Annotated in this window: 13 protein-coding genes; all 13 read left to right on the top strand. The window is 49.9% G+C overall.

Going from position 1 to position 12,527, the window contains the following annotated elements; genetic code table 11:
- Window positions 1–50: 50 nt before the first annotated feature.
- The gene (locus tag C8D98_RS02855) at window positions 51–2,066 is read left to right on the top strand and encodes a tetratricopeptide repeat protein (protein ID WP_132871843.1); all 2,016 of its coding nucleotides are present in this window, start codon (window positions 51–53) and stop codon (window positions 2,064–2,066) included.
- Between the two features lie 87 nt (window positions 2,067–2,153).
- Window positions 2,154–2,576 (top strand): type II 3-dehydroquinate dehydratase, encoded by a 423-nt coding sequence (gene aroQ, locus C8D98_RS02860; RefSeq protein ID WP_132871845.1) that lies wholly within the window; start codon window positions 2,154–2,156, stop codon window positions 2,574–2,576.
- Window positions 2,573–3,628, top strand: coding sequence for a M24 family metallopeptidase (locus tag C8D98_RS02865; protein WP_132871846.1), 1,056 nt, complete (start codon window positions 2,573–2,575; stop codon window positions 3,626–3,628). The genes aroQ and C8D98_RS02865 overlap by 4 nt, the downstream gene beginning before the upstream one ends.
- Before the next feature lie 13 nt (window positions 3,629–3,641).
- Window positions 3,642–4,217, top strand: coding sequence for an elongation factor P (gene efp, locus C8D98_RS02870; protein ID WP_132871848.1), 576 nt, complete (start codon window positions 3,642–3,644; stop codon window positions 4,215–4,217).
- A gap of 12 nt (window positions 4,218–4,229) precedes the next feature.
- Window positions 4,230–4,703 (top strand): acetyl-CoA carboxylase biotin carboxyl carrier protein, encoded by a 474-nt coding sequence (gene accB / locus C8D98_RS02875; protein ID WP_132871850.1) that lies wholly within the window; start codon window positions 4,230–4,232, stop codon window positions 4,701–4,703.
- 9 nt (window positions 4,704–4,712) lie between these two features.
- The gene (gene accC, locus C8D98_RS02880; protein WP_132871852.1) at window positions 4,713–6,047 is read left to right on the top strand and encodes an acetyl-CoA carboxylase biotin carboxylase subunit; all 1,335 of its coding nucleotides are present in this window, start codon (window positions 4,713–4,715) and stop codon (window positions 6,045–6,047) included.
- Window positions 6,047–7,639: a tetratricopeptide repeat protein gene (locus C8D98_RS02885; RefSeq protein ID WP_132871854.1), complete on the top strand. Its 1,593-nt coding sequence runs from the start codon at window positions 6,047–6,049 to the stop codon at window positions 7,637–7,639. Before accC ends, C8D98_RS02885 begins: the two co-directional genes overlap by 1 nt.
- Window positions 7,617–8,219 carry a hypothetical protein gene (locus tag C8D98_RS02890; protein ID WP_132871856.1) on the top strand — a complete coding sequence of 201 codons (603 nt, stop codon included), beginning with the start codon at window positions 7,617–7,619 and terminating at the stop codon, window positions 8,217–8,219. The genes C8D98_RS02885 and C8D98_RS02890 overlap by 23 nt, the downstream gene beginning before the upstream one ends.
- Window positions 8,216–9,055, top strand: a complete 840-nt coding sequence (ispE, locus tag C8D98_RS02895; protein ID WP_132871858.1) for a 4-(cytidine 5'-diphospho)-2-C-methyl-D-erythritol kinase — start codon at window positions 8,216–8,218, stop codon at window positions 9,053–9,055. Before C8D98_RS02890 ends, ispE begins: the two co-directional genes overlap by 4 nt.
- A gap of 15 nt (window positions 9,056–9,070) precedes the next feature.
- A complete protein-coding gene (locus tag C8D98_RS02900; RefSeq protein WP_132871860.1) occupies window positions 9,071–10,021 on the top strand; it encodes a ribose-phosphate pyrophosphokinase in 951 nt (316 codons plus the stop codon).
- Window positions 10,022–10,582 (top strand): aminoacyl-tRNA hydrolase, encoded by a 561-nt coding sequence (gene pth, locus C8D98_RS02905; RefSeq protein ID WP_132871862.1) that lies wholly within the window; start codon window positions 10,022–10,024, stop codon window positions 10,580–10,582. It begins immediately after the preceding gene.
- 103 nt (window positions 10,583–10,685) lie between these two features.
- A complete protein-coding gene (gene ychF / locus C8D98_RS02910; protein WP_132871864.1) occupies window positions 10,686–11,780 on the top strand; it encodes a redox-regulated ATPase YchF in 1,095 nt (364 codons plus the stop codon).
- Window positions 11,773–12,525 (top strand): SH3 domain-containing protein, encoded by a 753-nt coding sequence (locus C8D98_RS02915; protein ID WP_132871866.1) that lies wholly within the window; start codon window positions 11,773–11,775, stop codon window positions 12,523–12,525. Before ychF ends, C8D98_RS02915 begins: the two co-directional genes overlap by 8 nt.
- Window positions 12,526–12,527: the final 2 nt, after the last annotated feature.

Below are 12,527 nucleotides of genomic sequence, written 5' to 3' on the forward strand. Positions count from 1 at the left end.
CAAAGTCTTATCCTTTGACTTTTTTCTAATTCAGGGTAACATATCTCCATATGGACGATAAAACCAAAGCCGGACTTTTGGGCGACATCGAATATTTTTCTGCCAAGATGGAGGCAGACCATACCTCCATGCTTTTTCTGCCCCTGGCGAAGGCCTACGTTGAGCTGACCCGCTTTGATGAAGCGGCGAACGTTCTGATGAAAGGGCTGGACGCCAATCCGGATATCGCTACAGCAAAAACTCTTCTGGCTCAGTGCTATATAGGAATGGGACGGGTTGAGGAGGCCAAAGGCCTGCTCACCGAAATAAGAGTGCTGGATCAGAACAACTACCTTGCCGAAAAACTCCTCGGAAAAATCTACCAGTCTGAAGGCGAAAATAAAAAAGCTATAGTTTCATATAAAAACGCATACTTTACGGCTCCGGAAGATCTTGAACTGAAAGAGACCATTGAGGAACTTCTGTCCGAAAGCGGAATGCAGTTCTCCGACCTGCGTGACGAACGCAACCTTATGGAAGATGAAGAGCTTCTGGATACCATCGGACAGGAACTTGCGGACGAGGTTCGCAACGAACTCGGTGCGTCCGCAGAACGTCCCGATCTGTCGGATATGGATGTTAAGGATGCCGTTGAGGATATCATAGGCCAGTCACCCGACTTCGGAGCTGACAGCCTGGATAGATTCACAGAGGATGATTCTCCTGCGGAGGCGGCAGACGAGATTGAAGAGGAGATGCTGGCCGATGCCGACGAAAGAGTTGTTCCCACCGAAAGCCACGAATCCATCGCAAAGGTTGTTCAGGAACAGCAGAACGATTACTTCTCCGCTCTGGACGACATGCCGGAGGAGACTGCGCCTTCTGCGGATATAGGCGATCTGGCGGCTGAACTCTCTGCCGATTTCGGTCTGGAAGGGCTTAAATCCGAGGCGGAGGTCTTTGCCGAAGATTCCACCGATGAATCTACTCACGAGGCTGAATGGCATGCAGAGCAGGGAGAGGACGAGTTCCTTGCCAGTGCTGAAGACAGCATAGTTGTTGAGCAGGACGTATTTGATGAATCAGGAGATGTTGAGGAGATAGCCGAAGAACATCTCGCATCCATAGATGATCTTTTCGATTTTGTTCCGGTGACGGAGGACGGACAGGACATGGCTCCTGTTGTCATAGCTCCTGCACCTGTTGTTGAAGAGGAAGAGGCTGAGACTGCCGTATCCGAAGAACCTGAACAGGTTGACGAGCCTGAAGAGATTCAGCCGGAAGAGTTTGAGTCCGAAGCCCTTGCGGAGGCCATGGCGGATATTCTGTCAGAAGTGTCCGCAGATGAACCTGAAAAGATGCCCGAAACGGCTGAGGAAGAGGTTCAGGAGATTGAAGACGAACCTGAACCTGAAATTCAGGAAACGGCTGAAGAGAATGAAGTTCCTGCCGCTGAGGAAGCCGCTGAAACTGATGATATTATCGAACCGGAAGCGGAAATGCCGGAAGACGAACCGGAGCCTGAGGCTGATCTGGCAGAAGAGATATATGATGAGATAATCACCGATGAAAGAATAGATGAGGCGCTTAAGGACGTTCTGGAACAACAGCCTGTTGAAGAAGAAACAGCAGAAATGCCTGATGAGGCCGCCACAGAAGAGATAACCGATGCGGTTGAGGTTGAAAGTGCGGACGAGATAATCGCCCACAGAGACTTCATGCGCCCTGTTATAGAGATAAGCGAGGCGGAAGAACATACCCGGGCTGAAACATTTGCGGATACTGCAGAGGACACGGGAGAGATTCCCGCTGACATTATTGCGGATGAGAAAGAGCTTGTTTCAGAGATCCAGCAGGAGATAGCAAAAGACGTTGCCCTTGAAGACGAGCTTGCTACCCTGTTCGCTCTGGATGCCATGGAGGACAGGGAAACCGCTTCGGACACGGATGAATACATGAGCATTGATGCAGATGAAAATGCCCCGTCTGAAAAAGAAATAGGGTATGCGCATCTGGATGATGAGACATATGAACAAGTGAACAGGCTTGAAAACCTATTGGAGCTTATAAAAAATAATTCAAAATAGGGTCAAACGGCTCCTTTGCCGTTTATAATAGCTGGATTTGCAGATACTAATTGATATAATAGCTGAATTATTTTGCAGGAGACGGATATGAAGATTCTGGTTGTCAACGGCCCGAACCTGAATATGCTCGGGCGCAGGGAGAAGGGGATATACGGCGACGTTACTCTGGATTCTATCTGCGAACAGATGCGTGCGCTGGCGGACGGCAGATGTGAACTGGAATTTTTTCAGTCGAACCACGAAGGCGACATTATAGATATGATACACAGAACTGATGCCTCAGGGATAATCATCAACGCAGGAGCCTACACGCACACCAGCATCGCAATCCGTGATGCTCTGCTTTCGGTCTCACTGCCTATTGTTGAGGTTCATCTTTCAAACGTTTATGCCAGAGAAAGCTTCAGGCACAAATCATACATATCGGACATCGCCAAAGGCGTTATCGCCGGGTTCGGCGCAAAATCATACCTTCTTGCACTTGACTGGTTTCTCGGAGAGCTTGCTTGACGGACAGAATCGGAAAACTGCAGAGCCTCATTGCGAAGAGCGGCATAGACTGCCTGTTCATCAGCTCCCTTTCGGATATATATTATCTGACAGGCTTCACAGGAAGCACTGCCCTTCTGTTTGCGGACAGACAGTCCGCTGTTTTCCTTACCGACGGCAGATACGAAGAGCAGATAAGATCCGAACTGCCGGAAAATATTGACACAATCATCGTAACAAGCTATCAGGAAGCGGTTGCCGCTGTGGGCGGACGCTATAAAAAGATACATGTGACCTATGCGTGCAGTCTTCTGGACTACGAAACCCTTAAAGGGGCGGGATGCGAGGTCGATGTGGACAGGGCTAATCTCGTCGGTTCGCTGAGGATAATAAAAAGTCCCGAAGAGACGGCGCAGATAAGGGCTATGTATGACGCTGCCTATGCGGGGTTTGTAAACTCCCTGTCGGTGTTCGTTTCAGGCAACACCGAAGATCACTGGGCGGCGGAGCTTGAAAAGCAGATGAAACTTTCCGGTGCCAGAACTGTCTCATTTGACACCATAGTGGCATCCGGAGCCAGAGGCGCACTGCCCCATGGAATAGCCACCCGCAAGGTCGTTGAAAAGAACGACGCTGTGGTGGTGGACTACGGGTGCAGGCTGAACTATTGCAGCGACGTCACCAGATTAGTTATCACAGGCGATAATGCCGAAGCCGAAAAGATAGCGGACATCGTCTACACTGCGCTGAAAAAGGCTTCTGACTTTATCAGAGAGGGCGTCACCGCAAAAGAGGCGGACGCTGTGGCCAGAGACTATATTGAGTCAAAGGGCTACGGAAAATATTTTAACCACAGTCTGGGGCACGGCGTGGGCATCGACGTTCACGAGAAACCCAGTCTGAACAAACGGGACGAAACTGTGCTTAAAGCCGGAATGATAGTCACTGTGGAGCCGGGCATATATCTGCCGGGCAGCCTCGGTGTCAGGCTTGAGGACACTGTGCTGGTCACCGAAAACGGATGCGAGAACCTTACAGCGGTTTTTGACAGATACATTTACAAAACTATATGAGGTGTTTTTTTTTATGAGCGTTATCACTCCCAACCAGTTTAAGAGAGGAGCAAAAATCGAACTCGACGGTGAACCCTATGCAGTTGTCGAGTATCTTCATATTAAATGCGGAAGAGGCGGAGCAAACGTCCGCACAAAGGTTAAGAGCCTTCGCACAGGAGCTGTAATCGAAAGAACCTTCAAGTCTGACGAAAAGATCAAACAGCCCGACTTTGAAGAAAAAGAGATGCAGTATATGTACAGCGACGGCGAGAAGTTCTACTTCATGGACACACAGAGCTACGAGCAGATAGAGATAGGCACTGACGGCGTCGGCGACAACTACCTCTTCATGCCTGAGAACATCATGGTCAGCGTACAGATATTCAACGGCCAGCCCATCGGCATAGACCTGCCCAACTTTGTTGAGCTTGAAGTCACCGAAACAGACCCCGGTCTTAAAGGCGACACCGTTTCCGGCGGCAGCAAACCCGCAACCGTCAGCACAGGCGGAACAGTTAACGTGCCCCTGTTCATAAACATAGGCGACGTGCTTAAGATCGACACAAGAGAACAGATATACATGGAAAGAGTCAGAACCGCCAGATAAGGAGGGTGGAAAATGGACATCAGAGAGATTAAAGAACTTATCAAGTTTATTGAAAAATCAGACATCAAAGAATTTCAGTATGAAAACGAAACCGAGAGCCTTTTTATATCAAAGAACGGTGACGTTCCCCAGATAATACAGGGCGCACCCATGCAGTATGCGGCTGCTCCCGCTGTTGCCGCCGCTCCCGCCGCAGCACCCGCTGTTGCCGCTGCGCCTGCCGCTGCCGCTGCTCCCGCTGTGTCCGGCACAGAGGTAAAATCTCCCATCGTGGGGACATTCTATGAGGCAGCTTCACCCGGCGCCGCTCCTTTTGCTTCCGAAGGTGAAACAGTGAAAAAGGGCCAGACACTCTGCATCATCGAAGCCATGAAGATCATGAACGAGATCGAGGCTGAGTTTGACTGCGTTATTAAAAAGAGAGTCGGCATGAACGGCAAACCCGTTGAATACGGAGAGACGATCTTCATAGTCGAACCCATATAAGGGCGTGTCATGTTTAATAAGGTACTGATAGCAAACAGGGGCGAAATCGCCCTCAGAATTATAAGAGCCTGTAAGGAACTGGGAATCAAAACGGTTGCCGTATATTCAGACGTAGACCGTGACAGCCTCCATGTTGCAATGGCCGATGAGGCCGTGTGCATCGGACCTGCCCAGTCCAGAGCCAGCTATCTGAACGTGAAGAGCATCATGGCAGCGGCGGAGATCGCCGATGCAGACGCAATTCACCCCGGATACGGCTTTCTGGCTGAAAACGAAGACTTTGCCGCAATCTGCGAAGAGAGCGGATTTAAGTTCATAGGCCCCAGCTCAAAGCACATCGCAATGATGGGTAACAAGTCCGCCGCAAAGGATGCCATGAAGGCGTTCGGCGTTCCTGTTGTTCCCGGCAGTGACGGTTCCGTTGCGGATGTGAAAGAGGGACTGGAGATCGCCAAGTCCATCGGCTTCCCCGTTATAATCAAGGCGGCGGCCGGAGGCGGCGGAAAGGGTATGCGTGTTGCCCACAACGAAATGAGCTTCATGAACGCATTCGAAATGGCCAGAGCTGAGGGAGCGAACGCTTTCGGCTCCGACGAGGTCTATATTGAGAAGTTCATCGAAGAGCCCAGACACGTCGAGATTCAGGTTTTCGGCGACGGAAAGGGAAAGGGACTCCATTTCTACGAGAGGGAGTGCTCCATTCAGCGCCGCCACCAGAAACTTCTGGAAGAAGCTCCCAGCACCGGAATCAGTGCTGAAACAAGGAGAAAAATGGGCGAAACCTCCGTTAAGGCGGTTCAGTCTCTGCAGTATGAAAATGCAGGAACCATAGAATACCTTGTGGACAAGTATGAAAACTTCTATTTTATGGAGATGAACACCCGTATTCAGGTGGAACACCCTGTAACGGAGATGATGACCAACATCGACCTCCTTCAGCTTCAGCTGAGGATCGCCGCAGGCGAACCCCTCACCCTGAATCAGGAGGACATCCGTATCGTAGGTCATGCCATAGAATGCAGAATAAATGCTGAAGACCCCGAAACCTTCCGCCCCTGTCCCGGCACAATAACCGGATACAACATCCCCGGCGGATTCGGAACAAGAGTGGATTCGGCATGCTATGACGGCTACACGGTTCTCCCCTATTATGACAGCATGATAGCAAAGCTCATCGTGTTCGGCAAAAACAGGGAGATGGCCATCGCCAGAATGCAGAGAGCGCTGGACGAATTTGTTGTTGAGGGTATCAAAACCACGATCCCGCTCCACAAACGCATCCTTGAGCACCATGCGTTTATCAAGGGCGAAATAAGCACGGCATTTATAGAAAGGTATTTCTGATGCGAAAAAAACTCATTATCCTGCTGGCGGGTCTGTTTCTCACCAGTCTGATGTCCTCTGCGGACACCAACATCACCGACCTGACAAACGATGCACTCTATCTGCGTGCGTCCATGTATGATAATGAGGGGAAATATGAGGAAGCCGCTGAGATATATGAGCACCTGCTGGCATCTGACAACAATGCGCACATATATCTCAAGCTTGCTCAGGCCTACATAAAGATGAACGACCTTCAGTCCGTTAAGATAACCGTTGAGAAGGGGCTTAAAAAAAACCCCGACTTTGTGGAGCTTATCGGTCTGATGGGCGACATCTACCGCATGAGCAAAGACACTCTTCCCAAATCCCTTGAGCTTTATAAAAAAGCTTACGATATTTCCAAAGACCAGAAATATCTGGAATCCATCGCCTCTGTCTATGAGGACACGCAGGATTTCAACAGCGCCATAAGCACCTATAACCAGCTTATAGCCACCGAAAAAAAATCAGAGTATTACGTCGGACGGGCGAAAATGTATGCCCGTCTGGGGCTGGACAAAGAATCACTCAGCGACTATCACACCGCCGCAGACATTGACAGCAACTTCTTTGCGGCCTCAAGACTGGCCGACTATTATCTCGGCAAAAACGACACTGAAAACGCTGTCAAATATCTGAAAATGATAATTCAGGTGAACCCCGGCAACATAATCGCCCAGTTCCGCCTTGCAGAGATATTGAAAAGGCAGGGACAGGAAGGGGACGCCTACCCGCTCTATGAGAGCATACTAACCAACCTTGAAGGGAACGAAAAGCTCTATGTGCTCAAACAGCTGGGCAGTCTGAGCTATAATGCAAGAAAATTCGACAGGGCATATGATTATTTCAAACGTGCCTATGAGATAGACAAGGACATCCAGACGGGCTACTCAATGGCTCTGATGGCCGAAGCCGCAAAAATGGATATGGAGGCCGAGGCCGCCTATAAATCCATTCTTGCAAAAAGACCCGATTTTGCTGATGCCAGAAAGCGTCTGGCGATAATCTATATCCGTGAAAAGAAAGCCGATGCCGCTGTGGAAGTTCTGAAGGGTGTCGACAGAAAATATGCCGATGTGGATTTTTACAGGATACTTGCTGAGGCCTATTCCCAGCAGGAAAACTTTGAAGCCGCAGAGGACACTCTGGTAAAGGCGCTGGCGGAGAACGACAAGGACATAAAGCTCAGGCTCGACCTTGCGGTGCTCTACGACGGTCAGAAAGAGAAGGCAAAAGCCGTTGAGGTGGTGAAACAGGGGCTTAAGATATACCCTGACAACGAATCGTTCCTCAACTTCCTCGGCTACATGTATGCAGAAATGGGCATCAACCTGAAAGAGGGTGAAAAACTCATCAGAAAGGCTCTGGCAGCAAAACCCAACGAGCCTGCATATCTGGACAGCCTCGGCTGGATACTCTACAAACAGGGCAAGTACAAAGATGCATACGTCTATCAGAAAAAAGCGGTCAAACTCGCTCCCGAAGAGCAGGAGATAGTCGAGCACATGAAAGCCATAATGAAAAAACTTGGCATCAAGAAAACCATAGATGAAGTCATTAAAGAGAATTAGTCTCTGCCTCCTTCTGCTGCTTGCGGCGACAGGCTGTGTAAGCAAATCGCTGGTAACTGATTATGACAGCGACACCCTCCGTCTTATAGAAGAGGCCAACCGTGTGGTCTGTGAATATAAGGGCAAAGTGGTTGTGCGCTATGTCTATAAAGAGCAGGACCTGCGGTTTAAAGGCTATCTGGACAAACAATGCAGCAACGACCTCACCATTACCCTTCTCGGTCCGTTAGGCATAACCCTTGCGAGGGTTGAGTACAAAGACGGCAAGATATCCGCAATGGACGGAACGGGCGATATCTCACTTCTGGCTCAGTACATCAGCAAACAGAAAGGCCTTGAGACAATGGTGGAGCTTATCCGATACCCATACGTCAACGTTGACCGGAGCTATAAGCTGGAAGTTAAGAACGGCGAATATGTCATGACCAAAGACGATGTGGTGGTGACGGCAGGAGCCGACTACCTCATAAAATCAATAAAGACACCCGAAGGAACCTATAACTATAAATACAGCGGCGGCAAAGCGGAACAGCTGGAATATGTTACGCCGAAGCAGTCGATCTACATAGGCCTGCAATGACCTCCCTGACCCTTGAGAGCAGAGCAAAAATCAATATTTTTCTCCATGTGCTCGGCAAAAGGGCGGACGGCTTTCACGAACTCTACACACTTTTTGCTCCAATAGGCATCTCCGATACAATCACCGTAACAAAATCCGGTAAATTTGAGATCACATGCACTAACCCCGACATACCCACGGACGAACGCAATATCGTAAGCAAGGTGAAAAAGATACTCGCTGAATACGGTATCAAAACGAACCACACTGTGGATATAGTCAAAAGAATACCTGACGGCGGCGGACTGGGCGGCGGAAGCTCCAACGGAGCCGTCTATCTGAAAGCTGTGCTGGAACTTGAAAACGTGGAAATGCCCCTTGAAGAGCAGGTCAGGATAATGGCTCAGGTCGGTTCCGACACTGCGTTCTTCCTGTATGACCAGCCGATGACAGGCGAAGGCAGGGGCGAGATACTCACTCCATACGGAAACCTTCCGGAGGCTTACGTTCTGCTTGTTAACCCTGCGGTGCACGTTTCAACCGCACAAGTTTTTACATCGGGTAATTTGCAGTTGACTGACAGGGCGGAAGTGAATAGAATCCCGCACATAGCAAAATTTGATGAATACAGCAAAGTGCTGTACAATGGGCTTGAGCCTGCGGTGCTTCCTTTTTATCCGGAAGTGGCGAAGGCAAAAGAGACCGTTATGCGCTCAGGGGCGGATTTTGCTCTGATGAGCGGCAGCGGGGCAACCGTTTTCGGGTTGTTCAGGGACTTTGACAGGGCACAGCATGCCCTTTCTGAAATTGCGGGTGCAAATCCGCACTGGAAATGCTTTTTAACCAAATTATTATAACAGCAGGAGCACACAATGGATTATCTTGTTTTTTCCGGGACGTCCAACCGTCCGCTGGCACAGGAGATAGTATCTAAGCTGGGGATGAGACTCGGCGATGCGGACATCCGCAAATTCAGCGACGGCGAAATTTTCGTCAGGATCAACGAGAGCGTAAGGGGACGTGACGTATTCGTTGTTCAGTCCACCTGCAAACCCGCCGAAGAGAACCTCATGGAGCTTATGATCATGGTGGATGCACTGAAAAGAGCATCTGCAAACAGCGTAACAGCCATCATGCCCTACTTCGGCTATGCCAGACAGGACAGAACAAGCGAACCCCGTGTGCCCATCACTGCCAAACTGGTGGCAAACCTGCTCACAAAATCCGGCATCGACAGAGTGGTAACCATGAACCTCCACGCCGGACAGATTCAGGGATTCTTCGATATCCCCGTGGACAACCTCTATTCCTCTCCCGTTTTTGAAAAATATTTTAACATCAATAAAATGATGGGCGACGAATACATCGTGGTATCACCCGATGCGGGCGGTGTTGCCAGAGCCAGAGCCTACAGCAAGATTCTGGAAACAAACCTCGCCATCGTTGACAAACGCCGTGAGAAAGCGAACGTTGCTCAGGCAATGAACGTGATCGGCGACGTTTCCGGCAAAAAAGTCATCATCGTTGACGACATGATAGACACGGCGGGAACCCTGACTCAGGCCGCAGTTGCCTGTATCAACCACGGGGCAAAATCCGTTATAGCGGCCGCTCCCCACGGTATCCTCTCCGGCCCCGCCATAGAAAGGATAATCCAGTCTCCCCTTGAAAAAGTGCTCGTAACTGATTCCGTTCCCTTCGCAAAGGAGAAGGCTGTCAGCAAGATAGAGGTTCTTTCGGTGGCAGGTCTCTTTGCCGAGGCCATCACAAGGATCTGGCAGAAAGAATCCATCAGCTCGCTGTTTGCAAAAGGACAGGTATAAGTGCTTATTGTCGGACTTGGCAACCCGGGCGAAAAATATGACCGCACACGCCACAACCTCGGTTTCATGGTTGCGGACTATCTGGCGGACAAGCTGGGCGGAAGTTTCAGGGACGGTTTCAAAGGTCAGTTCTGCGATGTCACCATCGACGGCAGCAAGCATTACATCCTGAAACCAATGACCTACATGAACCTCAGCGGAGAGAGCGTTCAGCCGCTCTGCGCATTTTATAAGATCCCCCTTTCCGATGTCATAGCAGTCCACGACGATCTGGACATGGACTTCGGCAAGCTGAAGATACGCAGGGGCGGAAGCTCCGGCGGACACAACGGGATAAAATCCATCGTCCAGCATATGGGCGGCGAGGAGTTTCCGAGGGTCAAGATGGGCATCGGCAAGGATATGCGGAAGGAGACAGTGGGGCACGTTCTGGGCAAGTTTGCACCCGACGAGGCCGAAAAGCTGGATCATTTCATAAAGCTGGCTGCGGAAGCGGCGATGTGCATCGCCAAAGAAGGGCTGCAAAAAGCCATGAACGGGTACAACAACCGCTGCGTTTGAAAAAAAATGAAGGCGGACACTTGCGTGTCTGCCTTTTTTGTTTTAGAGTGAACCGGAGGTCTCCGCATCACAGGAGACCTTTATTTTATAAACGGAGATTTTAATGGGATTCAACTGCGGAATAGTGGGACTGCCCAACGTCGGCAAATCCACAATTTTTAACGCTCTTACAAAAGCCGGAGCGGAGAGTGCGAACTATCCGTTCTGCACCATCGACCCCAACAAGGGAATCGTGCCTGTTCTGGACGAAAGACAGGACTATATCATACAGTTCATCAAACCGAAATCCGTGGTAAGAACCACTGTTGAGTTTGTTGACATTGCCGGACTTGTTAAAGGCGCAAGCAAGGGCGAGGGTCTGGGTAACCAGTTCCTCACCAACATCCGTCAGGTGGACGCAGTGGCACACGTTGTCCGCTGTTTCGACAGCAACGACATCACCCACGTTGAAGGCGGCGTAGACCCAGAGCGTGACATCGACATCATCAACACCGAGCTTCTCTTAAGCGACATGGAGATTATCGACCGTGCCGTTGAAAGAACGTCCAAAGGAAGCAAGGGCGGCGACAAGGAACTTCTGAAAAAGCTGGAAAACCTGAAGATCCTTCAGGCGGAAGTGGCAAAAGGCACGCTCATCAGGAATATTGAAGGTTATAAAGAGATAACCGCCGAACTTTCCGAATATTCATTCATCACTGCTAAACCTGTGATGTATGTTATGAACGTTGACGAGGACAATATTCTCGAAGACAACGAATATGCCGCAAGAGTGCGCAAAATTGCCGAGAAAGAGGGCGCAGTGTGCGTCCGCATCTGCGGAAAGATAGAGCAGGAAATTTCTGAGTTGGACGAAGAGGAAGCGAGAGAGTTTCTCGACAGTCTCGGGCTGACACGCTCAGGACTTTCCGAAATGACCGAACAGGGCTATAAACTGCTGGATCTTATAACATATTTCACAGCAGGCGAAAAAGAGGTCCGTGCATGGACCATAACCCGTGGAACCACAGCACAGAAAGCCGCCGGAAAAATCCACAGCGATATCGAAAGAGGCTTTATCCGTGCCGAGGTGACGGGGTATAATGACTTTAAAGAGTTCAACTCGCTGGTGAAGGCCAAAGAGATGGGCAAAATGCGTCTTGAAGGTAAGGAATATATCGTTCAGGACGGAGACATAATCTATTTCAGGTTTAATGTTTAATAAAACTGTAATAATTCTGACCCTGCTTTTTGTGCTTCTTTGCGGCTCGGCCTTTGCAAAGGCCACCTACGGAAGCGTGACCTCATCGAAACTGAACATCTATGCCAAGGCATCCTCAAAATCTGAGGTTGTTGGTCTGCTGGGCAGGGGTTCATCCGTTGAGATTCTGTCCACCAGAAGCGGCTGGCACAAAATAAAGCTGCTTGAGGGCGGAACGGGCTATGTTAAAGCCAGCGGAGTCAGAACGTCGAAAGATAAACCGAAAGAGACCGAAGAAAAAGCAAAAACCGGGGATACGGGAAAGGATATTGACCGTATCCTCGATAAATTCAACAGCACAGTAGAAAAATCGAATTTTGCGAAGAAAGAGAAGGTCTATCCGAAGCTGAAACTCATTTCAGCAAAGGGTTCTCAGGAGGTTGTCCTGAGATATTCCGCAGTGGATGAGAACGGAGACGAAATTCCGTCTCTGAAGAAAAATCCTCTGGCTAAGAACATGCGGGAGCTCATCAGCCTGATTTTCAGGAAGATGATAGTAACATCCGCACCGGAATATAAGATTACCGTTATGGTGCCTTCATACGGAATGGGCGGAAAGGTTGCGGGAGAGGCCGTTTATGCCGACCTTGTGATGAAGCCCTCGGCTCAGGAGCTTCTGGAGATAAAAGAGGGAACGACATCCCTCTGGACTGTTGTCCGCTCCACAAGAAAACTGGGCGATGTTTTCGCAGAATATCCGAGATAGGG

Source organism: Seleniivibrio woodruffii (assembly GCF_004339245.1).
GTDB lineage: Bacteria > Chrysiogenota > Deferribacteres > Deferribacterales > Geovibrionaceae > Seleniivibrio > Seleniivibrio woodruffii.

Coding starts and splice junctions, on each gene's coding strand:
- C8D98_RS02855 (WP_132871843.1), top strand. CDS start 51: ATGGACGATAAAACCAAAGCCGGACTTTTGGGCGACATCGAATATTTT.
- aroQ (WP_132871845.1), top strand. CDS start 2,154: ATGAAGATTCTGGTTGTCAACGGCCCGAACCTGAATATGCTCGGGCGC.
- efp (WP_132871848.1), top strand. CDS start 3,642: ATGAGCGTTATCACTCCCAACCAGTTTAAGAGAGGAGCAAAAATCGAA.
- accB (WP_132871850.1), top strand. CDS start 4,230: ATGGACATCAGAGAGATTAAAGAACTTATCAAGTTTATTGAAAAATCA.
- accC (WP_132871852.1), top strand. CDS start 4,713: ATGTTTAATAAGGTACTGATAGCAAACAGGGGCGAAATCGCCCTCAGA.
- C8D98_RS02885 (WP_132871854.1), top strand. CDS start 6,047: ATGCGAAAAAAACTCATTATCCTGCTGGCGGGTCTGTTTCTCACCAGT.
- C8D98_RS02890 (WP_132871856.1), top strand. CDS start 7,617: ATGAAGTCATTAAAGAGAATTAGTCTCTGCCTCCTTCTGCTGCTTGCG.
- ispE (WP_132871858.1), top strand. CDS start 8,216: ATGACCTCCCTGACCCTTGAGAGCAGAGCAAAAATCAATATTTTTCTC.
- C8D98_RS02900 (WP_132871860.1), top strand. CDS start 9,071: ATGGATTATCTTGTTTTTTCCGGGACGTCCAACCGTCCGCTGGCACAG.
- ychF (WP_132871864.1), top strand. CDS start 10,686: ATGGGATTCAACTGCGGAATAGTGGGACTGCCCAACGTCGGCAAATCC.
- C8D98_RS02915 (WP_132871866.1), top strand. CDS start 11,773: ATGTTTAATAAAACTGTAATAATTCTGACCCTGCTTTTTGTGCTTCTT.